This window comes from Microvirga brassicacearum (assembly GCF_008757455.1).
Lineage (GTDB): Bacteria > Pseudomonadota > Alphaproteobacteria > Rhizobiales > Beijerinckiaceae > Microvirga > Microvirga brassicacearum.
In genome coordinates, this window is the sequence record NZ_VCMV01000013.1 from 615,043 (window position 1) to 640,690 (window position 25,648).

Sequence of the window (25,648 nt, forward strand, 5' to 3'; positions counted from 1 at the left end):
ATGCCGGTCAACGCCGATCGCCTGTGGCGTCGGATCGAGGCGCTGTCGCGGATCACCGATCCCGATCGTCCGTGGACAAGACGCTCCTTCTCGCCTCGGTTTCTTGAGGGTCGCCGTTGGCTCGAAGCCGAGTTTCGCGCATCGGGTCTGGAGACGAGCATCGATGCAGGTGGCAACCTCCTCGGTCGCCTCCCGGGCATCGTTCCCGATCTGAAGCCGATCGTGATCGGATCTCATTCGGATACGGTCCCTTCGGGCGGACGGTACGATGGTATTCTCGGCGTGCTGGCCGGCCTGGAAGTAGCGCAAGGGTTGGTCGAACGGGGTGTCGGCCTTCGTCATTCGCTGGAGGTCTATGATTTCCTCGCAGAGGAGCCGAGCGAGTTCGGTCTTTCGTGCATCGGCAGCCGCGCCCTCGCCGGTGCGCTGTCGCCGGAAATGCTGGAGCTCAAGCGTCCCGACGGAATGTCGCTCCGAGACGGGTTGCGCTTTGTGGGCGGGCGTCCGGAGGAACTTTCCTCGGCGAGACGCCAGCCGGGCGACATCGCAGCTTACGTGGAGCTCCACATCGAGCAGGGACGGGTTCTTGAAAGCGAGGGCGCAGCCATCGGCATCGTCACGGACATCGTCGGTATCAGGCGCGAGCGCATCACCATCACGGGACGGGCCGATCATGCCGGCGCGACGCCGATGGCGCTGCGCGCCGATGCGCTGGTCGGCGCAGCTCGCCTGATCGAGGAAGTGCATGCGAGGGCTCTGAGATTGTCAGGCGGCGAGAAGCCTCTCGTGGCCACGATCGGCAACATCAATGTCACGCCGAACGCGGCAAACGCCGTTCCGGGCGAGGTCGAGATGATCCTCGAAGTCCGTTCCGGCGATGAAGGCGTCTTTTCGACCTTCGGTGACGAAGTGGTGAGCGGTCTGAGGTCCCACCTCGCGGATCTCCGGCTGAGCGTGCGCTCCGAACTGATCAGTCATGTACCGCCAACGCCATGCGCACAGGCAATCCGAGGGGCCATTGGAAAGGCAGCGGCGGACCTTCGTCTGTCTTTCCGCGATCTGCCGAGTGGCGCGGGACATGACGGCATGTTTGTCGCCAGAACAGGTCCGATCGGCATGATCTTCGTTCCCTGTCTCGATGGTCGCAGTCACGCACCGGAGGAATCGATCGAGCCGAGCCAAGCCGCGGACGGTGCTCGTGTGCTGGCGGAAACCGTGCGCCACCTCGATATGGTTGTGGAGTAGACCATGGACTGGGTGACAAGCGAACTATCGGAGAGGAACCTTTATAAGCTCCTCGTGAACACGGTGCTGCCCCGGCCGATCGCGCTGGTCACGACGGTGGATGCGAACGGCCACGCCAATGCTGCGCCGTTCAGCTTCTTCAACGTATTCAGCCACGCGCCGCCGCTGGTCGTTCTGGGCATCGAAGGACGGTCGCCAGCAGAGTCTCCGCTGAAGGACACCATGCGGAACATTCGCGCGACCGGAACCTTCGTGGTCAATCTTGTCGATCGCGCGCTTGTGGAAGCGATGAATGTCTGCGCCATCGACTTCCCGGCTGAGATGGATGAGTTCGCGGCTGCCGGCCTCACATCGCTGCCGAGTCAGCAGGTCGCAGCGCCTCGCATCGCATCGTCGCCGGTGCAGCTTGAATGCCGAGAGACCGTCTCGCTCTCGCTCGGAACCCGCAACCGCAACCTGGTGGTAGGTGAAATCGTTCATTTGCACATCCGCGATGGGCTTGTGGACGATCAGTTTCATGTCGATGTCGATGGGCTGGACCTTGTGGCACGGCTGCACGGGGCGGACTGGTACACGACGACGCGGGACCGTTTCCAGGTGCCGCGTCAGACCTTCGACAAGTGGCGCTCGCAACAAGCGACACAGTCAATCGCGGATACAGGTGAAGCATGAGCAAAACGATCTACGTCATCAACCCGAATTCGACTGAGTCGATAACGGCCGGCATCGACGCCGCGGTCACGCCGCTGCGTTCGGCGGACGGCCCCCCCATCGCGTGCGTGACATTGGCGGATGGTCCGCCCGGAATCCAATCGCAACGCGACGTGGATGGCATTGTGGCGCCGTTGTTGAAGCGGGCTGCCGCGCTCGAAGATGATGCGGCGGCCTTTGTCATCGCGTGCTTTTCCGATCCGGGCATGTATCCGTTGCGTGAGCAGAGCAACCGCCCGGTGCTGGGGATCGCGGAATGTGGCGTGCTCACGGCGCTGACACTCGGTCAGCGGTTTGGTGTCATCGCCATTTTGCCGACATCGATCCCGAGACACCTTCGGTATTTCGGCGCCATGGGCGTCAACGACCGCTTCGCCGCCGACCTCTCGGTCGGACTGGGAGTGACCGAACTTGCCGATGGCGAGCGGACACTGGCGCGCATGATCGATGTGGGGCGCATCCTCCGGGATGTTCACGGGGCCGACGTCGTGGTGATGGGATGCGCCGGAATGGCGCGGTTCCGCGCACCGCTCGAGCGAGAGCTGGGAATCCCCGTGGTCGAGCCGACCCAGGCGGCCGTCACGATGGCAATCGGCCGGGTGCGGCTCGGCTGGGGTGGCCGGCCACTGGGCGGAGGATTATCGTGACCACGCTTGTGGCACGACTTGCTGCGATCGTCGGCGAAAAGAATGTGCTGGTCGATGAAGCGGCGAAGGCTCCGTTCCTCCAGGATTGGCTCGGCAAATATCGCGGCGCGGCCGCGGCCGTGGTGCGACCCGGCGGGACGGACGAGGTCGCGTCGGTTTTGGCGGCCTGTCGCGAGGCCGGAATTTCGGTCGTTCCTCAGGGCGGCAACACGAGCATGTCAGGAGGGGCGACGCCCGATCCGGCCGGCAGAGCCATCGTGCTCTCTCTCACGCGCATGAACCGAATTCGCGATGTCGATCCGGTTGGAAACACGATGACGGTCGACGCCGGCGTGGTCCTTGCTGCCGTCCAGGAGGCGGCCAAGGCCGCGGGACGTTTTTTTCCGCTCAGTCTCGGTGCGGAAGGAAGCTGCACGATCGGCGGCAATCTCGCAACAAATGCCGGCGGCGTTGCAGTGCTGCGCTACGGGACAATGCGAGAGCTAACGCTGGGTCTCGAGGTCGCTTTCGCCGATGGCCGCGTCTGGGACGGCCTCAAGGCTCTGCGCAAGGACAATACCGGATACTCGCTTCGCGATCTCTTCGTCGGTTCAGAAGGCACGCTCGGGATCATTACCGGGGCGGTGTTGAAATTGTTTCCAGAACCAAAGGCTCGTGCCACCGCTTTTGTCTCGCTGCGCGATACGAGCGCGGCGTTGTCGCTTCTGGCGCGGGTCCGCGAACGCTGCGGTGACCGGCTGACAGCATTTGAATTTATCACGGGGGATTGCCTGACTTTGGTGCTGCGGCACGTGGGTGATGTACGTTTGCCTTTTACCCAAGTCCCGCCCGCTGCCGTGCTGGTCGAGCTTTCAGACTCGGATGACGATTCAGCGCTTGGCGCAAGGCTCGAGGCGTCCCTCGTCGACGCCGCGGAAGCGGAGATCATCCTCGATGCAGCCATCGCCCAGGGGGCGACGCAAGCCCGATCCTTCTGGCGCCTGCGCGAAGGCATCTCGGAAGCGCTCGTGCGAGAGGGTAGAGCCGCCAAGCACGATGTTTCAGTACCGGTGGCACAAATGGCGGACTTCATCGTGGCTGCGGACGCGGCCGTGGCTGCCGCCGCGCCCGGGGTTAGGCCCATCATGTTCGGCCATCTCGGCGACGGCAATCTGCATTATAACTTGCTGAAAGCCGAGAACACGAACGATGCCGATTTTGCCGCGGTCGCTCCCGTTCTGACTCGCATCGTTCACGACGAGACCGCGCGTTGCCGCGGCTCGATCAGTGCAGAGCATGGGATTGGCCAGCTTCGCGTCGCGGATATGTCCCGCTACAAAGCGCCGATTGAACTTGAGCTGATGAATGCCCTGAAGGCGGTGTTCGATCCGACCGGTCTTCTCAACCCGGGCAAGCTCTTGCCCGATATGTCGAACCATTGAGGAATTCCATGACTTTGCTGAACGAACAGGCCGCCGGTGTCTACGTGATTGCTGTAACGCCGTTTACGGACGAGGGCGCATTGGATCTCCAGAGCACCGATCGCATGGTGGATTTCTATCTTGAAAAGGGGGCGACGGGTCTGACCGTTCTCGGCATGATGGGAGAAGCGACCAAGCTCACCGCCGCGGAATCGAGCACTTTCGTGAAGCGCGTCCTGGCACGCGTTGCCGGCCGCGTCCCGGTCGTCGTCGGCGTCTCGGCGTCCGGCTTTGCGCCCATGCGTGAATTGAGTGAGAGCGTCATGGGCGAAGGCGCAGCGGGGGTCATGGTGGCTCCTCCAGGACATCTGCGGACCGACGACCAGATCTACGGCTATTATGAAATGGTGGCGGAAACGCTCGGCAAAACACCGTTCGTGCTGCAGGATTTTCCGCTGGTCACCAACGTCCAGATCTCGGCTGCCGTCATCCTGCGGATCATCAAGACGTTGCCCACCTGCGTGATGCTCAAGCACGAGGACTGGCCAGGATTGTCCAAGATTTCCACCTTGCGACAAGCGAGCGAGACGGGTGAAGGGCGGCGTATTTCCATTCTTGTCGGCAATGGCGGCATGTTTCTGCCGGAAGAAATGGGACGCGGTGCGGACGGCGCGATGACCGGTTTCGCCTATCCCGAGATGATGGTCGATGTCACAAAGGCCTATGCGGCCGGAAATATCGAACGCGCGCATGATTTGTTCGACGCCTATCTGCCGCTCGCCCGCTACGAGCAGCAGCCGGGACTCGGTCTGACGATCCGTAAATACACTCTCGCCAAACGAGGCGCGATCGCCTCAGGTGCCCTACGCAAGCCGGGTGCCAAACTGTCCGGCGCCGATATCGCCGATATCGAGCGTCTCGTCGCCCGTCAAACGCGCAGGCTGCAGGCGGTCAGCTGAAGGATCCCGGTCTAGGCGCCAAGCACGCTCTCGTTGTTGGTGCAAGTGCCGGTCCGGCGGTTATCAAGTTACCGTGACATGGCCGTTGGGGGCATGAGGTCGGCGACAGGCGATCGTTTCCCGTCGTCGACATGAACGGTGACATTGGCGGCTTGCAACTTGCTCGCGAGAGCTCCGCTTGGAGCGCGATCGGTCACGATGTCCGACAATGTGTCCAATGGGCAGACGAGTTCCAGATGGCGGCGGTTGAACTTTGCCGCGTCCAGGAGAAGCACCCCTCGTTCCGCTCGTTCGAGCATCGTTCTTTTGATCCAGCAGGCTTGAGTCTCGACGTCGGTGGGCCCTTCGACGGTCAACCCGCTTGCCCCGATAAACGCGATATCGGCGTAGAAGCGCTGCAGAAACGCGCATGTCTCGGAGCCATACACGCCCCGCTCGCGCGAGGAAAAATCCCCCGGGCAGAAAACCACCCGCACATTATTCTGCTGGACCAAGGCGTTGGCGACCGCGAAGCAGTTGGTGATCACCGTAATCCGTTCCGCGCCCTGTGCCAACGCATGAGCGAAGCGGGCCGTCGTTGAGCCCGAATCGATCATCAAGACATCGCCCGGCTTGACGAGCGCGAGCCCCGCGCGGGCAATGGCATCGCGCTCTTCCACCGCAAGAGTGTCACGATCCTGGAATTTCGGCTGGAGACCAAGCTGGCGTCCAGCCGCGCCACCATAGGTGCGGCTGACGAGGCCACGATGAGTCAGCTCCTCGATATCGCGTCTGACAGTCTCTGCGGAAACGCCGAGGCGGCGAGCAAGGTCGGAAGTCCGAACAGCAGGGGTCATGCCGAGCTCGGCGACGATTAATCTCTGGCGCGTGACCTTCTTGCCCTCAGACAGCGACACCTCACACCCTCCACGACAAGCATTGTAGAAGCCACAGTAGATCTGGGACATTCCACATAAGTATGCTTGATCTCCCACATTCTGTCTTCTAGGTTTCGGGAGAACGCCTAAGCTCTCTCAAGCGGAATCTGCTGAAGTTTCAAACTGCGCCTGTGATTTCAAAGGTTCGCGTCGATGTCTGAAATTGTCGTCAATGCCGTCTCCAAATCCTGGGGCGGAGTGGGTGGGGTGGACCGCGTCAGCTTCAAGGCCGAGGCAGGGACGTTGCTGGTTCTGTTGGGGCCATCAGGATGCGGCAAATCCACGACACTGCGTCTCATAGCGGGGTTGGAGGAGATTGAATCTGGACACATCACGATCGGTGGACGCGATGTCACGCATCTCTCGCCGGCTGAACGCCGCATCTCGATGGTGTTTCAATCCTATGCGCTGTTTCCTCATCTGAGTGTCGCCGAGAACATCATCTTTGGACTGAAGGTTCGGCGTGTCGGACGCGCCGAGCGCGACGAACGGCTGAAAAAAGTGGCCGACATCGTGGGCCTTAGCCAACTTCTCGATCGGAAACCATCCCAACTCTCGGGCGGCCAGCGGCAGCGCGTGGCCCTCGGCCGAGCGATCATCGCGGAAGCCGCCGTCTGTTTGATGGATGAGCCCCTTTCAAACCTCGATGCGAAACTGCGCCACGAGATGCGGACGGAGATCCGCAGCCTGCAGCAGCGCCTCGGCATGACCATGGTCTACGTCACGCATGATCAGACAGAAGCGATGACCATGGCCGACCGGGTTATCCTGATGCGGGACGGCCAAATCGAGCAGAACGGGGCGCCGCACGAGCTCTATAATCAACCAGCGAGCGACTTTGCAGCACGCTTCATCGGCACGCCGCCGATGAACATCATCTCCTGGCGCGACGACACATCGCTCGGTGTTCGTCCCGAACATATCACGCTTGATGATCACGACGGGGTGTCGGCAACGATCAAGGCGGTTGAATACCTTGGTGCCGACAGCATTATCATTTGCGATGTGAAGGGCGAGACCGTCGCTGTCCGGCAGTCGGGATACTGCTCGGTGACAACTGGCACCAAGGTCAATCTCGGCTGGCAAAACCGTCACGTACATCTGTTTGAGAAGAACAGCGGAAAGCGTCGTGAAGGGGGTTTGCCTCAATAGACGTTTTCTTCTGCAAAGAAACGTTCCGGCTCCCGCCGCGAGCGTACGGCTTCCAAACTCCAGGGAGGGGAAAAACATGAAGTTCAAGACAAAGGCACTGATCACCGCCGGATTCATAACGGTAGCGGGCTTTGGCGCAAGCATGGCTCAAGCCGTCGATCTCACCATGTACTATCCTGTCGCCGTCGGCGGCCCGGTCACGAAGGTGATCGACGACATGGTCCAGCGGTTTCAGAAGGAAAACCCGGATATCAAGGTCGATGCGGTTTATGCGGGTAACTACACCGACACCATGACGAAGGCGATGACCGCCATGAAGGGCGGGCAACCACCGCAATTGTCGGTTCTGTTCTCGACTGATTTGTTCACACTCATTGACGAGAAGGCCATCGTACCGATTGATGATCTCGCCGGCGCAGACGGCAAGGCGTGGCTCGACAGCCTCTACCCCGCCTTCATGGAGAACGGACGCATCGATGGTAAGACGTGGAGCGTTCCGTTCCAACGCTCCACCATCGTCCTGTACTACAATAAGGACGCTTTCAAGGATGCCGGCCTCGACCCAGAAAAGCCGCCGGCAACCTGGGCCGAGATGGCCGAAATGTCGAAGAAACTGGTGAAGAAGGACGCGTCCGGAAACGTCACGCGCTGGGGTGTCGAAATCCCCTCGACCGGCTACGGCTATTGGATGCTGCAGGCACTCGCCATCGAGAATGGCCAGAAGCTCATGAACGAGTCCGGCACCAAGGTTTTCTTCAACGAGAAGAAAACAGTCGAAGCCCTGCAATACTGGGTGGATATGTCCCGCAAAGAAAATGTGATGCCGACAGGCGCTATCGAGTGGGGCACGCTGCGCGCAGACTTCCTTGAAGGCAAGACCGCCATGATGTGGCACACCACGGGCAATCTGACCGCGGTGAAGGATGCGGCGAAGTTCAACTTCGGCGTCGCCATGCTGCCTGCGAAAGAGCAGCGCGGCTCGCCGACCGGCGGTGGGAACTTCTATGTCTTCAAGAGTTCGTCGCCGGAGCAGCAACTGGCCTCCGTGAAGTTCATTCGCTGGATGACGGCTCCCGAGCGCGCGGCGGAATGGAGCATCAAGACCGGCTATGTGGCCGTTACCCCGGCTGCCTACGAGACCGAGACGATGAAGTCCTACGTGAAGGACTTTCCCCAGGCCATCGTCGCACGCGACCAGCTCAAACACGCAGTGGCAGAGCTGTCGGTGCATGACAACGGACGCATCTACAAGATCGTCAACGATGCCGTGCAGGCGGCGGTGACCGGCACGCAGACTCCACAGGAAGCTCTCGACAGCGCGCAGAAGCAATCCGAGCGAATCCTCAGCCGCTACAAGTAAGATTACCGAACCAGGTGCCGCGGCGGTTCTCCCGCCGCGGCACCTGCCTGGCACCAAGCGGGAGAGTTTCATGGTAGCCGCCGTCATGAGCGCCACCGAGTCGAGAGGACTTCGGCGAAGAAATTGGCTCACGAATGTGAATGCCTGGCTCCTGCTTCTCCCTGCAATCGTGCTCCTGGCGACCTTCACGCATTATCCGATTCTCGCGACGCTCTATCATAGCTTCTTTTCCCTCGGACGCAGCGGCCCGGCGGCATTTGTGGGTCTCGACAACTACAGCTACATGCTGGACGACGACGTTTTCTGGCAGGTTCTGCGCAACAACGTCATCTTTGCCTTGGCGACCGTGCCCACGAGCATCGCGCTTGCCCTCCTCATGGCCGTATGGGTGGACAAGAAAATTGCCGGGCGGTCTTTTCTGCGTCTCGCCTTTTTCACACCGACGGTCCTGCCCATGATTGCAGTCGCGAATATCTGGCTTTTTTTCTACACGCCCGGCTATGGATTGCTCGACCAATTCCTCAAGATGATCGGTTTGTCAGGGCATAACTGGCTCGGGGATCCGGCAACCGTCATGACCGCGCTCTCCGTCATGGTGGTCTGGAAAGAAGCGGGCTTCTTCATGATCTTCTATCTCGCGGCGCTTCAGACGATTCCGCCGGACTTGAAGGAAGCCGCCGCAGTCGAAGGGGCGGGCCGCTGGTATTTCTTCCGCCGGATCACGCTTCCGCTGCTGATGCCCACGACGCTCTTTGTCTCGATCAATGCGTTGATCAATTCCTTCAAGCTTGTCGATCAGCTTGTCATCATGACGAAGGGCGGGCCCAACAATGCCAGTTCCCTCCTTCTCTACTACATCTACGAGGTCGCCTTCACATTCTGGGATACGACCTATGCGGCCACATTGACTGTGACCCTCATCACGATCCTGGCGGCCGTGGCGCTGACCAAGTTCATTTATCTGGATCGAAGGATTCACTATCAATGAGGCAGAACGGTTATCTGATCGAGACCATTGCCGCCTGGATCCTCGCGCTCCTGTGGCTGCTGCCGCTGGTCTATTGCCTGTGGAGCGCGCTTCACCCCGCCGAGTATGCGACGAACTTCGATCTCACAGCGCCGCTAACGCTGGAGAATTTCGCCCGTGCCTGGCGCCAGGCGCCCTTTGCCAGATATTATCTCAACACGGTGATGCTGGTTACGCTGGTTCTGGCCGGACAGATTGTGGTCGCGACACTGGCGGCTTATGCACTCGCGCGGTTTCGCTTCGTCGGCCGCGATGTCCTGTTCGCACTCGTACTCGTCCAACTCATGATCATGCCGGACGTGCTGATCGTGGAGAATTATCGCGTCATCAGCGCGCTCAATCTGCTCGACACCATCCCGGCCATCGCGCTGCCCTACATGGCCTCAGCCTTCGGCATTTTCCTGCTGCGGCAGGCCTTCAAAAGCGTGCCGAACGAACTCGTCGACGCTGCGCGCGTGGAAGGCGCATCCTCTTTCGGTGTGCTGTGGCGGGTCTTCGTGCCGCTCGGAAAGACCACTTACATCGCCTTTGGTCTCGTGTCTGTCAGCTACCACTGGAACAACTTCCTTTGGCCGCTCATCGTTACGAACTCGGTTGAAAGCCGCCCGCTTACCGTTGGCCTTGCGGTTTTCGGCGCGCCTGAGACAGGGGTCGATTGGTCGATCATCACCGCCGCGACGGTCATGACCATGGCCCCGCTTCTCCTCGCCTTCCTTTTGTTTCAGCGGCAGTTCGTTCAATCGTTCATGCGTGTCGGAATCCGCTGACAAGCACGCCTCGGCTCCACTCGCTACGGAGGGCCGATTTCACGGCGCCCATTCATGCGTGATCGACAATGGGACCATCGATGATGACCTGGGAGCACAAGCGGGAGCACCGCTCGATCCTGCCATCGACTTTGTAGATGTCCCTGAGAAGCGCGGGCGTGATCACTGCCTCGACCGGGCCGCAGCTGACCATCGTTCCCGCGTCGATCACCATGACACGGTCCGCTACTCGCAGAACCTGGTTGAGATCATGAATCGCGAGAACGACGCAGATCTGTTGCTTCGTCGATAAGGCTCGGATCAGCGCCAACACCTCCACCTGTCGGTGGAGGTCGAGGGCGCTCGTCGGCTCGTCCAGGAGGAGGATCTTCGGCTCACGCGCCAGGGTCTGCGCCAGCGAAACCAATTGCCGCTGGCCACCGCTCAGTTCGCACAGATTCTTGAACGCGATGCTCTCGATCCGCACGGATGCGAGAGTGCTTTCCACCGCCTCAAGGTCCTGGTCGCGAACCCTGGAAGTGGCCCCCTGTTTGCGCGCCAGAAGAATCGACTCGAAAACGGTAAGGACGGTGTTCACCGAGGTGTCCTGCGGCATATAGCAGACACCACTAAGGCTAGTCTCGTTTGCGCCGCCGATCGAGATGTGTCCCGGCCCACCCAGAAGGCCGGCGATCCGGCGGAAGAGGCTCGATTTGCCGGCGGCGTTCGGCCCGATGACCGCCGTCACCTCGCCTCCCTTCAGCAGAGGTGTGGTGATGCCCGAGAGCACATTCTGTCTGCCGTAGCGGACACCAACGTCGTTGAGTTGCAGCGTTGCTACCATGCGCGCCCCCGGTTGGTCATAATGAGACTGAAAAGGAACGGCACACCCACGAGCGCCGTGATGATGCCGATGGGAATGATGCTTCCTGGCAAGATGGATTTGCTGATTACGGATGTCAGGGACAGCATGGCGGCGCCCGAGAGAACGGAAGCGGGCAGGAAAAATCTTTGATCCTCGCCGATCAGCATCCGCGCAATGTGCGGTCCGACGAGCCCGATGAAACCAATCGTTCCGACGAAGGCCACAGGCACGGCGGCGAGAACGCTGACGACGAGCATCGTCTCGAGCCGCACCCGACGAATATTCACGCCAAAACTCGCAGCCTTGTCGTCGCCCAGGCGAAGCGCCGTCAGGGCCCAGGCACGACGGACGAAAACCGGAAGGGATACGGCAAGGACGAGCGTCATGATCGCAAGCTTCGGCCAAGTCGCGCGGGTGAGGCTGCCCATGGTCCAGAACACGACGGCGGCAAGGGCCTGCTCCGAGGCGAGAAACTGGACGAGCGCCAGCAAGGCATTGAACGTGAAAACAAGAGTGATGCCCAAGAGGACGATGGTCTCAACCGTTACGCCGCGCTTCTGGCTCATGAGGTGAATGAACAGGGCGGCCGCCATCGCCATGATCAAGGCGTTGATCGACACCACGTATTCGATGGCGAACGGCAGGAGGCCGACCCCGAACACGAGGGCCAGGGACGCGCCGAAGCTCGCGGCGGCTGAGATGCCGAGCGTGAAGGGGCTGGCAAGCGGGTTATTGAGGATGGTCTGCATCTGCGCACCGGCGGCGGAGAGCGCCGCCCCGACAACAACCGCCGTCAGCGCGACGGGCATGCGGATGTCCCAGAGCACGACGCTGACCTGATGAGGAACCTCCACCGAACCGACCAGGGCGAGAACGACCTCCCGCATGCTGTAGCGGGCCGGCCCCAGGCCCAGATCGGCGATGACAGAGAGGATCAGCACGACGGTGAGTGCGAGGAGGACGAGTTTTTTGCGCCGGACGAGGGCGCGGTAAGCGCCGCGCCCTGCCTGCGCTGCAATGGGTGCTGCAATCGTCAAGCACCTATTCCTTGTCGGTCAGTGAGACCCAGTATCCGGGCTTGTAGGCGACCGGCAGAAAGCGCTCGTGGAGAGAGTGCATCGTTTGGTCCGGGTCGAGGTCTTTGAACAATTCGGGGTGCAGCCACTTGGCCATCTGCTGGATGGCGACGAATTGATAGGGGCTGTTGTAGAACTGATGCCAGATGGCGTGGACCTGCTTATTCCCCACCGCCTTCACGCCGGTATAAGCGGGACGCTTCATCAGGGCCGCCAGCTTGTTGCGCGCCTCTGCGGCATTCGCACCGGAGCCGACACCAACCCATGCGCCGCCGGGCACGAACAATTCCCAATTCGAGCCGGTGACGATGACCTGATCCGGATTGGACGCGATGACCTGTTCCGGGTTCACGACGCCGAACGTGCCGGGAATGATCTTGGCTGCCAAATTGGTTCCGCCGGCGACTTCGACCATTTTGCCGAAATTCTCGTTGCCGAAGGACATGCAGCAATCGTCGGTATAGCCTGCGGCGCGCTCCATCATCACGAGCGGCTTTGCGGGGTTCGCCTTGGCGAGCCGTTCAGTGACGCGATCAATCTGCTCCTTGCGGAAAGCGATGAACTCCTCCGATCGCGCTTCCTTGCCGAACAGCTTGCCGATCAGCCGCATGCTCGGCTCGGTGTTCTCGAACGGCTTGTCGCGAAAATCCACGAACACGACAGGGATTCCGAGTTTGGCGAGCTTCTCGATGAGCTTCGAGTCGTCCGTCGCGGTCTTTGCCTCGACGTTCATGATCATGACGTCGGGGGCAAGCGCGACGGCCTGCTCAATATCGAAGGTCCCTTCCTTCGAGCCGCCGAACTTTGGAAGCGTCGCGATCTGCGGATACTTGGCGAGGTAATCCCTGTAGCCGTCGAGATCCGCCTTCTCGAAATCGTCCCGCCAGCCAACGACCCGCTTGAAAGGCGCATCGGTATCGAGAGCGGCGACAAAATAGATCTGGCGTCCCTCGCCGAGGATCACCTTGTTGACCGGTGCCTTGACCTCGACCTGACGGCCAAGGACGTCAGTGACCGTGATCTTGCCCTCGGCCGCCTTGGTGGAGGCAGGCAGGAATGAGACAAGCGTTAGAGCCGCGCCGAGAACCAAGTGGAGAAGCTGCATGAGGTGCCTCGCATTATAAAGGAAAGCGGCTCCTCGTATGGCGACCACAAAGGTATATCAAGGGTTATCTTTTAGAATTACTATAATTACAAACTGATGTGGCCTTTCATTAGAACAATTCAATTCTAGAGATTAGAATACTTATAACTTGACGACGATAATACCCGGCGCTAAGTCACGCAAAAATTTGCGAGTGTGAGAAAATTTCAATGACGTCGAATTACACGCTTCGCGACGAGATCCGCGAATACTGGTCGGCTCGCGCGCCGACATTCGATGATCAAGTAGGGCACGAGATTTTCTCGGAAGCGGAGCGTCAGGCCTGGCGCGCGCTTTTCCTGCGCCACCTCGGGCCGGGCGAGGGCCGCCGGGCGCTCGATCTCGCGAGCGGAACCGGAGTGATCTCCCACTTGCTCGACGGCTTGGGTTTCGATGTGACCGGGCTCGACTGGTCCGAGGCGATGCTGGCCCGTGCGCGCGCCAAGGCGGCAGCGCGCGGAACGCAGATCCGCTTCGTCATGGGTGATGTGGAGCGCACGCTGGAGAGTCGGGCGAGCTACGACGTCATCGTGACGCGCCATCTGGTCTGGACATTGGTGGACCCGGAGGCTGCTTTCAAGGAATGGCATTCCCTGCTGAAGCCCGGCGGCAAATTGCTGATAATCGACGGCGATTTCGTCTCCGACACGATCCTGAAACGCATGATCAGGATGCTCGAGCGTCTCAAGGGGCGAGCGTCACCCATCGCCGTTGCCTCGGACGCCATGCGTCAGACCCACGAGAGGATCCTGCGCCAGGTGCACTTCTCCAAGGGAGCGCGCGCACGCGAGGTCGTGGACCTGCTGCGTCAGGCAGGTTTTGCCGAGAATATTGTCGACCGCGATCTCAAGCGTATTCACCGCGAGCAGGCCAAACATATGCCACTGCTCAAGGGTTTGGAGCGCGCAACGCAACATCGCTATGCCATCGTCTCGACGAAACGGTGAAGAGTTGAGGCATTAGGGAGCCGTCGCAACGCTTTTTGTGCACACAACGCCGATCCGCGGCAAAGCGGGCGCTCTCCAATGGCTCGGCCACGTAGTAGCCGGAGCTGGCGTCGAACAGTCAGGCAATCTCCACCAGAATGGCTCTGCCGCTTCCAGATAATTGTATCAGCTCCTGGGTGTTACCGAGTCTCATCGTGTCGAAACACTGAAGGGAGTAGATGACGCCGTCCAATGTCACGTCGAACGAACTATCCATCGGCACGAGAAACGCCGCACGGGTCCCTTCGGACAGCAGCATGACACCCGCACCCAGGATCCTCGTCCGATGCTCGAAATATCCGCGCCGTGTCATCACGTTGAGATCGCGGATTGGCCCCGAAAGGAGCTTGCAGGCCGTCGTATCGTTACCGGAGAAAGAGAGCTTGGGAGACGTCCGGTTCAGCCGATAGGGAACCCCGTTCACATCGAGTTCGATGCCGTTCCCTTGCAGCACGACGAGCGTTCGGTCGATCTGCGGGAAGGGCGAGAATGGGCCGTCGGATTCCACGTCGGCCATGCTGATGCGCCAGCCGAACGTCTCGAAGCTCGAGCCCTCCGGGAAAGCCGCGATCTCCGCCGTCGTGCCGCCGCCATTCTTCCACGGAACTCTGACAAGATGTTCGGCACGGATCACCCGGACATCCATGGTGTTCAGTCCAGGCTCGGCAGGTTGAGTCCGTGCTCACGAGCGCACGCGATGGCACCCTCGTAGCCCGCATCGGCGTGACGCATGACGCCGCTTGCCGGGTCGTTCCATAGAACGCGCTCGAGACGACGAGCGGCGTCCGGTGTCCCGTCGCAGACGATAACCATGCCGGAATGCTGGGAAAAGCCCATACCCACGCCACCGCCGTGATGCAGCGACACCCAAGTTGCACCGGATGCGCAGTTGAGGAGGGCGTTGAGGAGGGGCCAGTCCGAAACGGCATCCGAGCCGTCCCTCATGGATTCCGTTTCGCGGTTCGGGCTCGCGACCGAACCTGAATCGAGGTGGTCGCGGCCGATCACGATGGGAGCTTTCAACTCGCCGCGGGCGACCATCTCGTTGAAGGCCAGACCGAGCCGATGACGGTCGCCAAGACCCACCCAGCAGATCCGCGCGGGCAGGCCCTGAAACCTGATCCGCTCCCGCGCCATATCGAGCCAGTTGTGCAGGTGGGCGTTGTCGGGCAGCAACTCCTTCACCTTGGCGTCGGTCTTGTAGATATCCTCCGGGTCGCCCGAAAGTGCGGCCCAGCGGAACGGCCCGATGCCACGGCAGAACAGCGGCCGGATATAAGCCGGCACGAAACCCGGGAACGCAAAGGCGTCCTCGACGCCCTCTTCCTTCGCCATCTGACGAATGTTGTTGCCGTAATCGAACGTCGGAACGCCGGCCTCGTGGAAGCCCAGCATGGCGCGAACATGCTCCGCCATGGAGCGCTTGGCCGCTTGCTCAACGGCCTTGGGATCGCTTTCGCGCCGTTCCATCCATTCAGACAACGTCCAGCCCTTCGGCAGATAGCCGTTGATCGGATCGTGTGCCGAGGTCTGGTCCGTTACCGCATCGGGCCGGACGCCGCGCCGAAGGATCTCCGGGAAAATTTCGGCCGCATTGCCGAGAAGGCCAACCGATACAGCTTTCCTGTCGCGGCAGGATTGCTCGATGATGGCAAGCGCCTCATCCAGCGTCTCCGCTTGCCTGTCGACATAGCCGGTCTTCAGGCGCATCTCGATCCGGCTGGCCTGACATTCGACAGCGAGGCACGAGGCGCCCGCCATGGTTGCGGCAAGCGGTTGCGCCCCGCCCATGCCGCCGAGGCCGGCGGTCAGGATCCAGCGGCCGGAAAGATCGCCGCCGTAATGCTGGCGGCCCATTTCGACGAAGGTCTCGTAGGTGCCCTGCACAATGCCTTGGCTGCCGATATAGATCCACGAGCCGGCCGTCATCTGGCCGTACATCATGAGCCCCATGCGATCGAGCTCGTGAAATTTGTCCCAGTTTGCCCAATGCGGAACAAGATTTGAATTGGCGATCAGCACGCGCGGGGCATCCGCATGCGTGCGAAAAATTCCGACAGGTTTGCCGGATTGCACGAGAAGCGTTTCGTCGTCACCCAGTGTTTTGAGGGAGGCGACAATGCGGTCGAAGCTCTCCCAATTGCGCGCCGCGCGTCCGATCCCGCCATAGACGACAAGTTCGCTCGGCTTCTCCGCCACGTCGGGGTCGAGATTGTTCATGAGCATGCGCAGCGGCGCCTCGGTCAGCCAGCTCTTGGCCGACAGTTCAGTGCCGTGGGCGGCGCGGATCACGCGGGCGTTGTCGGTGCGAGTCATGAGGTTGTCCTTCCTCGGAATCCGGGTTGAGCAAAATTCAGGCATTCCTCGAGAATGCGGGTGAGAACGGCACGCATGGGAGCAGCGTAGGCGTCGTCATAGGCGGTGGGCCATCGCCCTTCCGCAACCGGGCCTGCTCGCTCCATCATGTAGCCACGACAGGCGAGTTCCATCTGAACCGCATGAACGCCGTTCTCAGGTCGTCCGAGTGTCCGGGTGATGAACCCGCCCTTGAACCGGCCGTTGAGCACATGGCTGAAATTGCTGGCCGCGCAGATCTGCTCGACGGCGTCGCTCAAAGCGGCGGCGCAGGTCGCTCCGCCATTCGTGCCGATGTTGAAGTTCGGCAGCGTACCGTCGAAAAGGCGCGGGATCGCTGATCGGATCGAGTGGCAATCATAAACCACGACACGGGGGTGACTTGCGCGCAGGCGGTCGACCTCGTTTTGGAGCGCGGCGTGATACGGCTCGAAGAAGCGGGTGCGGCGTTCGGCGACGCTTGCTGCGTCGGGCTCCGCGCCAGACAAGTAGAGAGGCTCGCCGTCGAACGTCGTCGTCGGACAAAGCTCCGTCGTCGCCTGTCCGGGATAAAGCGAGATGCCGGACGGGTCCCTGTTGACGTCGATCACCGTGCGAGAAATAGCCGTCCTGATGATGGTTGCGCCGAGATCTCCGGCAAAATCGTAGAGGCGGTCGATCCACCAATCCGCGTCCTTCCGGGCAAGCCAGAGCGAGACGAGCCCGCGTTCGCAGCCGGCGGGGATTTCCGTGCCCGTATGCGGCAGGCTCACCACGAGTGGTGCATCTCCGCGTGTCACCTCCAGCCACGGGAGAGGAATCGAGTCGCTCATCGCGCGTCCCCGGCGACAACCGGCAACACATCGCCACCCACTGCGGCAGCCAATGCGCCGGACCTCACAAAAGCACTCGCCTGCGCAATGTCGGGGGCCATGTACCTGTCCTCATTCAGATGCGGCACCGCACCACGCAGAAGCGCCCGCGCTCGCTCCAGTCGCTCGCTTGACGGCATCGGCGCGTGGAAGTCGCAGCCCTGAACGGCGACGAGAAACTCGATGCCGATCACATGCACGGTATTGGTCGCCATCGGCAGCAGCCGCCGCGCGCCATGGGTCGCCATGGACACATGGTCCTCCTGGTTGGCCGAGGTCGGGATCGAGTCGACGCTCGCCGGGTAGGCGCGCTGCTTGTTTTCAGACACGAGAGCTGCGGCTGTTACCTGCGGAATCATGAAACCGGAATGGAGGCCGGGTTTCGGCGTCAGGAAAGCCGGCAGGCCGGAGAGGGCCGGATCGACCAGCATGGCGATGCGCCGTTCCGCCAGCGATCCGATTTCACAAAGGGCCATCGCGATCATATCGGCCGCGAAGGCAACCGGTTCCGCGTGAAAATTGCCTCCGGAGATGACTTCGTTGGTGTCCGAAAAGACGAGCGGATTGTCGGAAACGCCGTTGGCCTCGGTGCCGAGCGTCTCACCTGCCTGCCGCAGCAGGTCGAGCACCGCTCCCATCACCTGTGGTTGGCAGCGCAGGCAATAGGGGTCCTGCACGCGAGCATCGTTGATGAGGTGCGAGGCTCGAATGGCGCTGCCCTGCATCAGCGTGCGCAAAGCGGCCGCCACCTCGATCTGGCCGCGATGCCGCCGCAGCTTCTGGATGCGCTCATCGAACGGTCCATCCGACCCCTTGGCGGCATCGGTCGCAAGGGCGCCGGTGACGATGGCGGCTTGAAACACCCGCTCGGCCTCGAACAGTCCTGCCAACGCGAGCGCAGTCGAAACCTGCGTGCCGTTGAGAAGGGCGAGGCCCTCTTTCGGGCCGAGCGCAAGTGGTGCCAGATCGATACGCGCGAGTGCGTCGGCTGCTGGAACGCGCGCGCCGTCGACAATAAATTCGCCGATGCCCATGAGGGTCGCTGTCATGTGGGCGAGGGGAGCAAGATCGCCCGACGCACCCACCGATCCCTGTCCGGGAATAACCGGAATGAGGCCGGCTTCCAGGCAGGTCGCCAGATGCGTGATGGTGGACCAGCGCACGCCGGATGCGCCCTGCGCGAGGCTCGCGAGTTTGAGCGCCATCACAAGGCGCACCACCGGCGCGGGCAGAGGTTCGCCGACGCCAGCCGCGTGGGACAACACGATGTTGCGCTGCAGCGCCGCGAGATCGGCTTGGCCGATCCGAACGCCTGCGAGTTTCCCGAAGCCGGTATTGATGCCGTAGACCGGATCCCCTTTGGCGACGATCAGGTCGATGGTCCTGGCCGCAGCCTCGACCTGGGGCCGGCATGCGTTCTCCAATGTAGCGACGGCGCCGTCGTAAACGCGGCGCCAATCGGCCAGCGTTACGGAGCCTGGGGTAAGCGTCACGGTTTCGGTCACTGTCCTCTCCAGATGCGGGCATGCAGCGGGTTGAAGCCGAGCCGGTAGACGAGCTCGGCGGGGCGTTCGATGTTCCAGATGGCGAGGTCGCATGACTTGCCTCGCTCAAGCGTCCCTATCTCGGGAAGCCGCCCGAGGGCGCGGGCGGCTTCCCGCGTCACGCCCGCAAGGCATTCCTCGACCGTCAGACGGAACAGGGTCGCGCCCATATTCATGGCGAGCAGGAGCGAGGTCAGCGGCGAGGTTCCGGGATTGCAGTCGGTTGCGAGCGCCATGCGGGTGCCGTATCGCCGGAAAGCGGCCACTGGCGGTGCCTGCGTCTCGCGCAGCATGTAGAAGGCGCCCGGCAGCAGCACCGCAACCGCGCCCGACTTCGCCATTGCGGCGGCGCCCTCGTCGTCCGTGTGTTCGAGATGATCGGCTGAAAGTGCTCCATACTCTGCGGCGAGCTTCGCCCCGTGCAGATTGGAGAGTTGGTCGGCATGAAGCTTAATGTTCAGTCCCAGCGCCTTCGCCGCCGCGAACACGCGGGCGGTCTGTTCCGGCGAGAACGCGATCCGTTCACAGAATGCGTCGACCGCGTGGACAAGACCCTCGCGCACGAGGACGGGCATCATCTCTTCGCAAACCCTGGTGATATAGACATCCTTGTCACCGCTCCCCTCGGGCGGCACGGCGTGCGCGCCCAGGAATGTCGTGGTGATCGAGACGGGACGTTCATGTGCGAGACGCCGGGCTGCGCGCAGCATCCGTGCCTCGGTGTCGAGGTCGAGCCCGTAGCCGGATTTGACCTCCACCGTCGTGCAGCCTTCGGCGATGAGGTGGTCGAGGCGGGGCAGGGCGCCGGTGACGAGATCGTCCTCGCTCGCGCCACGGGTCGCCCTGACGGTGGAAACGATACCGCCACCAGCCTGGGCGATTTCCTCGTAGCTCGCGCCCTTCAGGCGCAGCTCGAATTCCTCGGCCCGATCGCCCCCGAAGATGAGATGGGTGTGGCAGTCGACGAGGCCCGGCGTGATCCACCGCCCGGCGCAGTCGATCCGATCGGCCGCATCCCATGAGGATGGCAGATCTTCCATCGCTCCGGCAAAAGCGATGCGGCCGTCCCGGGCCGCGATGGCGCCACGCTCGACAATCCCCAAGCCGTCCTCGGCAGGGGCGAGCGTCGCAAGGCGAGCATTGAACCAGACCCGGTCAAAGCGCATGTTTCGGCTCCGGTGACCTTCTGTTAATGTCTATACATAATCGCCCCAACCCATTATTGTCCAGATATATTCGTTCGGTTCCGACGTCCGGCCTTAGCTTTGGAACGGCAATCGGCGCACGGTCGACAAACTCAAAGAGGTGCGGGCAATGCGGAAGCTCATCTTCGATCATGCCTTGCTGCCGACGGGATGGGAGCAGAACGTCGGAATCGAGGTCGCGCGTGGTGTCATTCGCGCCGTCCACCCTCGCGCCGCCCCGGATGGCTTCGAGCGCGTTGCCGGGGTCGCGTTGCCCGGGCTGCCGAACCTGCACAGCCACACCTTTCAGCGTGGCATGGCGGGATTGGCCGAGACACGTGGTCCGGAGGGCGACAGTTTCTGGACCTGGCGGCAGGTGATGTACCGCTTTCTCGGCAATCTCACGCCGGATGACGTCGAGGCGATTGCAGCTTTCGCCATGATGGAGATGCTCGAGGGCGGCTTTACGGCGCTTGCCGAGTTTCACTACCTGCACCACGATACCGATGGCCGCACCTATGACGATCCCGCGGAACTTGCGACCCGCGTTGCGGCGGCGGCGCACGAGACTGGCATGGGGCTCACGCTGCTGCCCGTATTTTACGCGCAGGGTGGCTTCGCTGGAGCTGCCCCAACGGAGGGACAGCGACGTTTCATCACTGACCTTCAACTCTATTCAAAGCTTGTCGAGGGAGCGCGCCGAGCCGTTGCGAGCATGGACGACGCCGTAGTGGGAGTTGCGCCGCACAGCCTGCGTGCCGTTGGACCCCGAAGTCTCGGCGAGATTCTCGCGCTCGCCGAGGAAGGACCGATCCACATCCATGTGGCCGAACAGGTGAAGGAGGTCGAGGACTGCCTCGCCTGGTCGGGGCAGCGCCCGGTTGCCTGGCTGCTCGATCATGCCCCGGGTTGATCGTCGGTGGTGTCTCATCCATGCGACCCACCTCGATCCGCACGAGATGCGAGGCCTCGCCACGACAGGCGCGGTGGCGGGATTATGCCCTCTGACCGAAGCCAATCTCGGCGATGGCATCTTCGAAGGAGCTGGTTTCCTTGCCGCTGACGGTCGGTTCGGCGTGGGCTCCGACTCGAATATTGAGATCAGCGCGCCGGGAGAGCTCAAACAACTCGAATACAGCCAGCGACTGAAGCGCCGCGCCCGCAATGTGCTAGCGGAACGCGAGGGCCAATCAACGGGACGCAGCTTGTACGAAAACGCTCTGGCGGGCGGGGCCCGTGCCCTCGGCCGGCGCATTGGGGCCATCGAAGTCGGTCATCGGGCGGATGTCGTCGTGCTCGATGCGACGCATCCCGATCTCGCTGCATTGTCTGGCGACCGTTGGCTCGATACCTATGTGTTCGTCACCGGAAAGGCCGCCATCGACACAGTCATGGTTGCAGGAATGCCCCTCGTCCTGAAGGGACGACATGTCGGGCGAGACGCGATCAGCGCCCGATATGTGCGCACGATGGCTCGTATTCTGGCATGAACAATGATACTTCGGCGAAGAAACAACCGCCCGGCATGAAACATCTGCATCAACGAATCCGCGACGACATCGAGTCGCGCATCATGTCCGGGCAGTGGCCGCCGGGCCACCGCGTGCCGTTCGAGCATCAATTGATGGCCGAGTATGGCTGCTCGCGCATGACCGTGAACAAGGTGCTTTCAACTCTGGCGACCAATGGCCTGATCACCCGTCGGCGGCGGGCGGGCTCTGTTGTTGCGGAGCCAAGCACCCAACGGGCTGTGCTGGAAATTCAGGATTTTGCGCTCGAGGCAGCGCGTGCCGGCACGGTCTACCGCTTTCAGATCCTGCATCGAACCATTGAACCGATTGACGCCGCCGCCGCGCAGCGGACCGGACTTCCGGCGGGAACCCGGATGCTCAGCGTCACCACGCTTCATCTGATGGACGGAGTGCCAGGGGCCTACGAGCAGCGGTTGATCAATCTTGACACCGTCCCCGAGGCGGCCACGGAGCACTTTGCCAATGATCCGCCAGGAACATGGCTGCTTAGGCGCGTGCCTTGGACGGATGCCGAACATGTCCTCCGTGCGGTCAACGCCGATGCCGAACTCGCCCGTCGACTGCAGATGAAAACGGGCGCCGCCTGCCTGGTGCTCGAGCGGCGGACCTGGCAGGCTGGCGCCTTCGTCACCGAGGCGCGCATCACCTACCCCGGCGATAGGCACCACCTGATCGGACGTTTCTCGCCAGCCGCGCAAGGACCCGCCGGCGGTTCTGCGGCCGTTTCGCCATGACGCATCAGTTCGCAACCGCCATTCGCCGGTATCCGTCGGCAGTGGCGGCCGGATTGACCGGTTCGGCTGCCAACATGGCTCGCGTCAAATTTGTCACAGCAAATTTAGCGAATTCCGTTGCTTCCCGCTTGTGAGCGGCGCGTGAATTGGTATCGTCAGTGACCGGGACTTTCGCCAGTGCGGATAGCCCGACGCTATCGTCGGACCCGTTCCAACCTCGTCACCCCGTCCGACAGGCCCGTCTCGGCGGCGATCGAGAGGCGGTCGCGAAATCAGAAACGCTTCTAGGAGACACTCGATGTCTAAACCGCCGATTGGCACGCGCCGGTCCACTGACCCGCGTCAGGCAGCGGAGGCGGCCTTCAAGAAGGCCACGACAAAGCCTGTCGAACTGCCGCCGAAGGCTCCTGTCGTACCCGGTACCCGCGAGATGGTATCACTGCGGATCGACCGCGAGGTGCTTGAATTCTTCCAGGAAGGCGGACCCGGCTGGCAGGATAGAATTAATGAGGCGCTCCGGAAGGCCGCCGGCAAATAGCCCATAAGCCAAACCAGTTCACGGCCTATTGGCAGATCCGGTAGCGATCGCTCGACCCGTGAAGTTGCACGTCGAGGTGGAGATGGTCCGCATGAGAGGCATCTGAGCCCGGACCCAGCACCGTCGTAAACCAGCCGCAGGCCGCTCGCCGCACTGCATTGATTGTCGCCACATGCTGCTCGTTGCCGTCGGGTTTCACCGGGATATGGCTCTTGTCGGCAAGTTGAAAACTCGCGATGTCGATCGCCAACCCTTCTGCATGTGCCGAGAGCTTGCCTGAGGGGAGGCGGTTTCTGTTCCGGCATTGGAATCCCGGGCCGGTGTGAACAACCGCAAGCTCGGAGTTCGTGGCCCCGACGATCGCAGGCGCCACAAGGGAGCCCAGCCAGCCGCCGAGGCTTTCGGCAAATCGGCAGGCGACGATCGGTTCGGCCGCGAGCAGCAGGGGGCTTTCCCGTCCGGCAACCGCAATGGCGCGTAGTTTCACCGGGTTGTCGATGCGGCAATCGCCATTGGCCACCGCAGGCGTCTCCGCGGCCTCCACATCGAAGCCCGCGATCCGAAGTCGTGACAGGCATTCACTGGTCCCGCTCACCTGCGACAGGTTATTTGGCGTCGAGGGTGCTGCCGGGGATTCATTGAGCGAGGGGATCGGAGGTCGCGGCGGCGGAAGCGGCGGCCAGGGCTCTGCCCGGAGTGCGGTGCCGGACAGAGCGGCAAAAGCGAGGAGAATCGCAAGGCCTCGGCGATCGCACGAAGCTTTATCCGGTCGAAGAACCCGCTCTGGCATTCTATCCCCACTTCCTCTCCCTCGATAACGCTCAAGTTCGGAAAAGGTGCTCGTGAGGCGAATCTAGGGTCGAATCGCCCTACCTGCCGACGGCGTAGGCCTGCATCAGGCGCGGGGTTGCGGCTCCATGGAGCAACCCGTCCGCATCGCGACTGGCAGCCACGAGACGGCCGACCGTCCACTCCGGCGCTGTTTCCAACTGGTGTCCACGTGCGCGCAGGTCCGCCATAACCTCGGCACCAAAGCTCTCTTCCACCGCAAGGTGCCCGGGCTTCTGTTCGCGCGGATAGAACGATGATGGGAAATGCGCCGTATGCGCCATCGGCAGGTCGATGGCTTCCTGCAGGTTGAGGCCATGATGCACATGGCGCAGAAACAGAAACAATTGCCATTGCTCCTGTTGGTCGCCTCCGGGCGAGCCGAACACCATGTAGGGTTCGCCGTCTCGTTCGGCCAGCGACGGAGTGAGGGTCGTGCGCGGCCGTTTCCCCGGCTCCAAAGACGCCGGGAGGCCGTCCTCGAGCCAGAACATCTGCGCGCGCGAATTCAACATGAAACCGAGTTCGGGAATGACGGGCGACGATTGCAGCCATCCGCCGGATGGCATCGCGGCGATCATGTTGCCATGGCGGTCGATCACATCGATATGCACCGTGTCGCCGCGGCGCGCCGACCGCATGGAGGCCATCGTCGGCTCACCGCCCGTGATCTTGCGATCGGTCGTGGAAAGTTCGCGCAAGGCTTCCAGCGTGCGAGCGACCTGTTGCTCGTATCCGTCCACATGGCCGGGACGCAGTTCGGTGGATGCCCGTTGGCCGATCAGCTTGCGCCGCTCGTCGGAATAGGCGTCCGACAGAAGCGTCTCCATCGGGACCTTCACGAAATCCGGATCGCCGTAATAAGCCTCGCGATCCGCGAAGGCGAGCTTCATCGCCTCGACGACCGTATGGACGAAGCGCCCACTCGTCGGTCCCATCGCGGCGATATCGAAACCCTTCAGCAATGCGAGCGTTTGCAGGAAGACCGGGCCTTGTCCCCACGGACGCGTCTTGTTCACACGGTAGTTGTGATAGTCGTAAGTCTGCGGTACGTCGTAACTTGCCGACCAGTTGGCGAGATCGTCGCCGTTGATGACGCCGCGATGGCGCGATCCGCTTTGATCCATGACTTCATTCGAGCGCGCGAAGCGATCGATCGCGTCCGCCACGAAACCCTTGTAGAACGCCGCGCGTGCGGCTTCGATTTCCGCCTCGCGATTTCCGCCCTTGGCCTCGGCTTCCTTGAGGATGCGCTTCCAGGTTTCGGCCAGTGCGGGATTGCGGAAGAGCTGGCGGCCGGAAGGAACGTTGCCGCCGGGCAGAAACACCGCGGCGGAGGTGAGCCATTCGGTCTCGAAAAAATCCTTCAGGCCTTTGATCGTGTCGGAAACGCGCGGGAGCAGCGGGTGTCCCTTTTCGGCATAGTAGATCGCCGGTTCGAGGACTTCGCGCAGGCGCATCGTGCCATGATCGCGCAACAGCAACATCCAGGCGTCGAACGCGCCGGGAACGACAGTCGCCAGCAAGCCGTTGCCGGGAACGAGCGCGAGACCCTGGCGACGATAATGCTCGATGGTGGCGCCCGCAGGCGCGGTACCTTGCCCGCAAAGGACCTCGATTTTTCGGGTTCTGGTCGAATAGAACACCGCCGGCACTTCGCCTGCGGGACCGACCAGGTGAGGTTCGACGACCTGCAACACGAAGCCCGTCGCCACGCAGGCATCGAAAGCGTTGCCGCCGCGCTCGAGCATCGCCATGCCGGCGGCGGAGCCAAGCCAATGGGTCGATGTGACGACGCCGAAGGTGCCGAGAATTTCAGGCCGTGTCGTGAACATGAAACAATCCGA

Annotated in this window: 23 protein-coding genes and 1 pseudogene; 13 read left to right on the forward strand and 11 right to left on the reverse strand. The window is 62.0% G+C overall.

Annotated features, from left to right (window positions below):
• From FEZ63_RS10480 to FEZ63_RS10500, 5 genes are read left to right on the forward strand one after another with little or no spacing between them, the layout of a single operon-like run.
• Window positions 1-1,245 (forward strand): Zn-dependent hydrolase, encoded by a 1,245-nt coding sequence (locus tag FEZ63_RS10480; RefSeq protein ID WP_150944011.1) that lies wholly within the window; start codon window positions 1-3, stop codon window positions 1,243-1,245.
• 3 nt (window positions 1,246-1,248) lie between these two features.
• Window positions 1,249-1,917, forward strand: coding sequence for a flavin reductase family protein (locus FEZ63_RS10485; protein ID WP_150944013.1), 669 nt, complete (start codon window positions 1,249-1,251; stop codon window positions 1,915-1,917).
• Window positions 1,914-2,603, forward strand: a complete 690-nt coding sequence (locus FEZ63_RS10490; protein ID WP_150944015.1) for an aspartate/glutamate racemase family protein — start codon at window positions 1,914-1,916, stop codon at window positions 2,601-2,603. The genes FEZ63_RS10485 and FEZ63_RS10490 overlap by 4 nt, the downstream gene beginning before the upstream one ends.
• Window positions 2,600-4,024: an FAD-binding oxidoreductase gene (locus FEZ63_RS10495; protein ID WP_201274130.1), complete on the forward strand. Its 1,425-nt coding sequence runs from the start codon at window positions 2,600-2,602 to the stop codon at window positions 4,022-4,024. The genes FEZ63_RS10490 and FEZ63_RS10495 overlap by 4 nt, the downstream gene beginning before the upstream one ends.
• 8 nt (window positions 4,025-4,032) lie before the next feature.
• Window positions 4,033-4,962 (forward strand): dihydrodipicolinate synthase family protein, encoded by a 930-nt coding sequence (locus FEZ63_RS10500; RefSeq protein ID WP_150944017.1) that lies wholly within the window; start codon window positions 4,033-4,035, stop codon window positions 4,960-4,962.
• A 68-nt stretch (window positions 4,963-5,030) separates the two neighbouring features.
• On the opposite strand, the gene FEZ63_RS10505 is transcribed toward FEZ63_RS10500, so the two are convergent.
• A complete protein-coding gene (locus tag FEZ63_RS10505; protein ID WP_201274131.1) occupies window positions 5,031-5,858 on the reverse strand; it encodes a DeoR/GlpR family DNA-binding transcription regulator in 828 nt (275 codons plus the stop codon).
• Window positions 5,859-6,032: 174 nt separating this feature from the next.
• On the opposite strand from FEZ63_RS10505, the gene FEZ63_RS10510 reads away from it, so the two are divergent.
• The 4 genes from FEZ63_RS10510 (at window position 6,033) to FEZ63_RS10525 (ending at window position 10,185) form a co-directional block, all read left to right on the forward strand.
• Entirely contained in the window at window positions 6,033-7,031 is a 999-nt protein-coding gene (locus FEZ63_RS10510; RefSeq protein ID WP_150944021.1) for an ABC transporter ATP-binding protein, read from the forward strand.
• Between the two features lie 76 nt (window positions 7,032-7,107).
• The gene (locus FEZ63_RS10515) at window positions 7,108-8,391 is read left to right on the forward strand and encodes an ABC transporter substrate-binding protein (RefSeq protein ID WP_150944023.1); all 1,284 of its coding nucleotides are present in this window, start codon (window positions 7,108-7,110) and stop codon (window positions 8,389-8,391) included.
• 70 nt (window positions 8,392-8,461) lie between these two features.
• Complete coding sequence (locus FEZ63_RS10520; RefSeq protein WP_150944025.1) at window positions 8,462-9,379, forward strand: carbohydrate ABC transporter permease; 918 nt, start codon at window positions 8,462-8,464, stop codon at window positions 9,377-9,379.
• Window positions 9,376-10,185 (forward strand): carbohydrate ABC transporter permease, encoded by an 810-nt coding sequence (locus tag FEZ63_RS10525; protein ID WP_150944027.1) that lies wholly within the window; start codon window positions 9,376-9,378, stop codon window positions 10,183-10,185. Before FEZ63_RS10520 ends, FEZ63_RS10525 begins: the two co-directional genes overlap by 4 nt.
• 52 nt (window positions 10,186-10,237) lie before the next feature.
• Here FEZ63_RS10525 and FEZ63_RS10530 read toward each other — a convergent pair whose 3' ends face one another.
• From FEZ63_RS10530 to FEZ63_RS10540, 3 genes are read right to left on the reverse strand one after another with little or no spacing between them, the layout of a single operon-like run.
• Window positions 10,238-11,008, reverse strand: a complete 771-nt coding sequence (locus tag FEZ63_RS10530; protein ID WP_150944028.1) for an ABC transporter ATP-binding protein — start codon at window positions 11,006-11,008, stop codon at window positions 10,238-10,240.
• A complete protein-coding gene (locus FEZ63_RS10535) occupies window positions 11,002-12,066 on the reverse strand; it encodes a FecCD family ABC transporter permease (protein ID WP_150944030.1) in 1,065 nt (354 codons plus the stop codon). Before FEZ63_RS10535 ends, FEZ63_RS10530 begins: the two co-directional genes overlap by 7 nt.
• 4 nt (window positions 12,067-12,070) lie before the next feature.
• A complete protein-coding gene (locus FEZ63_RS10540) occupies window positions 12,071-13,210 on the reverse strand; it encodes an ABC transporter substrate-binding protein (RefSeq protein ID WP_150944032.1) in 1,140 nt (379 codons plus the stop codon).
• Between the two features lie 209 nt (window positions 13,211-13,419).
• Here FEZ63_RS10540 and FEZ63_RS10545 point away from each other — a divergent pair, with 209 nt between their 5' ends.
• Window positions 13,420-14,196: a class I SAM-dependent methyltransferase gene (locus FEZ63_RS10545; RefSeq protein ID WP_150944034.1), complete on the forward strand. Its 777-nt coding sequence runs from the start codon at window positions 13,420-13,422 to the stop codon at window positions 14,194-14,196.
• A gap of 118 nt (window positions 14,197-14,314) precedes the next feature.
• Here FEZ63_RS10545 and FEZ63_RS10550 read toward each other — a convergent pair whose 3' ends face one another.
• The 5 genes from FEZ63_RS10550 to hutI are packed head-to-tail and all read right to left on the reverse strand — an operon-like array spanning window position 14,315 to window position 20,151.
• Complete coding sequence (locus tag FEZ63_RS10550) at window positions 14,315-14,881, reverse strand: HutD/Ves family protein (protein WP_150944036.1); 567 nt, start codon at window positions 14,879-14,881, stop codon at window positions 14,315-14,317.
• 5 nt (window positions 14,882-14,886) lie between these two features.
• The gene (hutU, locus tag FEZ63_RS10555; RefSeq protein WP_150944037.1) at window positions 14,887-16,551 is read right to left on the reverse strand and encodes a urocanate hydratase; all 1,665 of its coding nucleotides are present in this window, start codon (window positions 16,549-16,551) and stop codon (window positions 14,887-14,889) included.
• On the reverse strand, window positions 16,548-17,402 hold the full coding sequence (gene hutG / locus FEZ63_RS10560) for an N-formylglutamate deformylase (protein ID WP_150944039.1): 855 nt from the start codon (window positions 17,400-17,402) through the stop codon (window positions 16,548-16,550). Before hutG ends, hutU begins: the two co-directional genes overlap by 4 nt.
• Window positions 17,399-18,946 carry a histidine ammonia-lyase gene (hutH, locus tag FEZ63_RS10565; protein WP_244622733.1) on the reverse strand — a complete coding sequence of 516 codons (1,548 nt, stop codon included), beginning with the start codon at window positions 18,944-18,946 and terminating at the stop codon, window positions 17,399-17,401. Before hutH ends, hutG begins: the two co-directional genes overlap by 4 nt.
• Window positions 18,943-20,151, reverse strand: coding sequence for an imidazolonepropionase (gene hutI / locus FEZ63_RS10570; RefSeq protein WP_150944044.1), 1,209 nt, complete (start codon window positions 20,149-20,151; stop codon window positions 18,943-18,945). The genes hutH and hutI overlap by 4 nt, the downstream gene beginning before the upstream one ends.
• Before the next feature lie 148 nt (window positions 20,152-20,299).
• On the opposite strand from hutI, the pseudogene FEZ63_RS10575 reads away from it, so the two are divergent.
• The 3 genes and pseudogenes from FEZ63_RS10575 (at window position 20,300) to FEZ63_RS10585 (ending at window position 22,973) form a co-directional block, all read left to right on the forward strand.
• Window positions 20,300-21,659 (forward strand): annotated as a pseudogene (locus FEZ63_RS10575) (formimidoylglutamate deiminase).
• A gap of 35 nt (window positions 21,660-21,694) precedes the next feature.
• Window positions 21,695-22,435 carry a histidine utilization repressor gene (gene hutC, locus FEZ63_RS10580; RefSeq protein ID WP_150944046.1) on the forward strand — a complete coding sequence of 247 codons (741 nt, stop codon included), beginning with the start codon at window positions 21,695-21,697 and terminating at the stop codon, window positions 22,433-22,435.
• Between the two features lie 298 nt (window positions 22,436-22,733).
• Window positions 22,734-22,973, forward strand: coding sequence for a BrnA antitoxin family protein (locus FEZ63_RS10585; protein WP_150944048.1), 240 nt, complete (start codon window positions 22,734-22,736; stop codon window positions 22,971-22,973).
• Between the two features lie 25 nt (window positions 22,974-22,998).
• On the opposite strand, the gene FEZ63_RS10590 is transcribed toward FEZ63_RS10585, so the two are convergent.
• Both FEZ63_RS10590 and FEZ63_RS10595 read right to left on the reverse strand, forming a co-directional pair.
• Window positions 22,999-23,568, reverse strand: a complete 570-nt coding sequence (locus tag FEZ63_RS10590; RefSeq protein WP_162419725.1) for an extensin-like domain-containing protein — start codon at window positions 23,566-23,568, stop codon at window positions 22,999-23,001.
• A 274-nt stretch (window positions 23,569-23,842) separates the two neighbouring features.
• Complete coding sequence (locus FEZ63_RS10595) at window positions 23,843-25,636, reverse strand: gamma-glutamyltransferase family protein (RefSeq protein WP_150944052.1); 1,794 nt, start codon at window positions 25,634-25,636, stop codon at window positions 23,843-23,845.
• Window positions 25,637-25,648 lie beyond the last annotated feature (12 nt).

Excerpts from the sequence above, each read along its gene's own strand:
- FEZ63_RS10490 (WP_150944015.1), top strand. The coding sequence starts at position 1,914 with ATGAGCAAAACGATCTACGTCATCAACCCGAATTCGACTGAGTCGATA.
- hutU (WP_150944037.1), bottom strand. The coding sequence starts at position 16,551 with ATGACTCGCACCGACAACGCCCGCGTGATCCGCGCCGCCCACGGCACT.
- FEZ63_RS10515 (WP_150944023.1), top strand. The coding sequence starts at position 7,108 with ATGAAGTTCAAGACAAAGGCACTGATCACCGCCGGATTCATAACGGTA.
- FEZ63_RS10545 (WP_150944034.1), top strand. The coding sequence starts at position 13,420 with ATGACGTCGAATTACACGCTTCGCGACGAGATCCGCGAATACTGGTCG.
- FEZ63_RS10550 (WP_150944036.1), bottom strand. The coding sequence starts at position 14,881 with ATGGATGTCCGGGTGATCCGTGCCGAACATCTTGTCAGAGTTCCGTGG.
- hutI (WP_150944044.1), bottom strand. The coding sequence starts at position 20,151 with ATGCGCTTTGACCGGGTCTGGTTCAATGCTCGCCTTGCGACGCTCGCC.
- FEZ63_RS10500 (WP_150944017.1), top strand. The coding sequence starts at position 4,033 with ATGACTTTGCTGAACGAACAGGCCGCCGGTGTCTACGTGATTGCTGTA.
- FEZ63_RS10520 (WP_150944025.1), top strand. The coding sequence starts at position 8,462 with ATGGTAGCCGCCGTCATGAGCGCCACCGAGTCGAGAGGACTTCGGCGA.
- FEZ63_RS10485 (WP_150944013.1), top strand. The coding sequence starts at position 1,249 with ATGGACTGGGTGACAAGCGAACTATCGGAGAGGAACCTTTATAAGCTC.
- FEZ63_RS10585 (WP_150944048.1), top strand. The coding sequence starts at position 22,734 with ATGTCTAAACCGCCGATTGGCACGCGCCGGTCCACTGACCCGCGTCAG.
- FEZ63_RS10510 (WP_150944021.1), top strand. The coding sequence starts at position 6,033 with ATGTCTGAAATTGTCGTCAATGCCGTCTCCAAATCCTGGGGCGGAGTG.
- FEZ63_RS10525 (WP_150944027.1), top strand. The coding sequence starts at position 9,376 with ATGAGGCAGAACGGTTATCTGATCGAGACCATTGCCGCCTGGATCCTC.
- FEZ63_RS10595 (WP_150944052.1), bottom strand. The coding sequence starts at position 25,636 with ATGTTCACGACACGGCCTGAAATTCTCGGCACCTTCGGCGTCGTCACA.
- FEZ63_RS10540 (WP_150944032.1), bottom strand. The coding sequence starts at position 13,210 with ATGCAGCTTCTCCACTTGGTTCTCGGCGCGGCTCTAACGCTTGTCTCA.
- FEZ63_RS10530 (WP_150944028.1), bottom strand. The coding sequence starts at position 11,008 with ATGGTAGCAACGCTGCAACTCAACGACGTTGGTGTCCGCTACGGCAGA.
- hutG (WP_150944039.1), bottom strand. The coding sequence starts at position 17,402 with ATGAGCGACTCGATTCCTCTCCCGTGGCTGGAGGTGACACGCGGAGAT.
- hutC (WP_150944046.1), top strand. The coding sequence starts at position 21,695 with ATGAAACATCTGCATCAACGAATCCGCGACGACATCGAGTCGCGCATC.
- FEZ63_RS10480 (WP_150944011.1), top strand. The coding sequence starts at position 1 with ATGCCGGTCAACGCCGATCGCCTGTGGCGTCGGATCGAGGCGCTGTCG.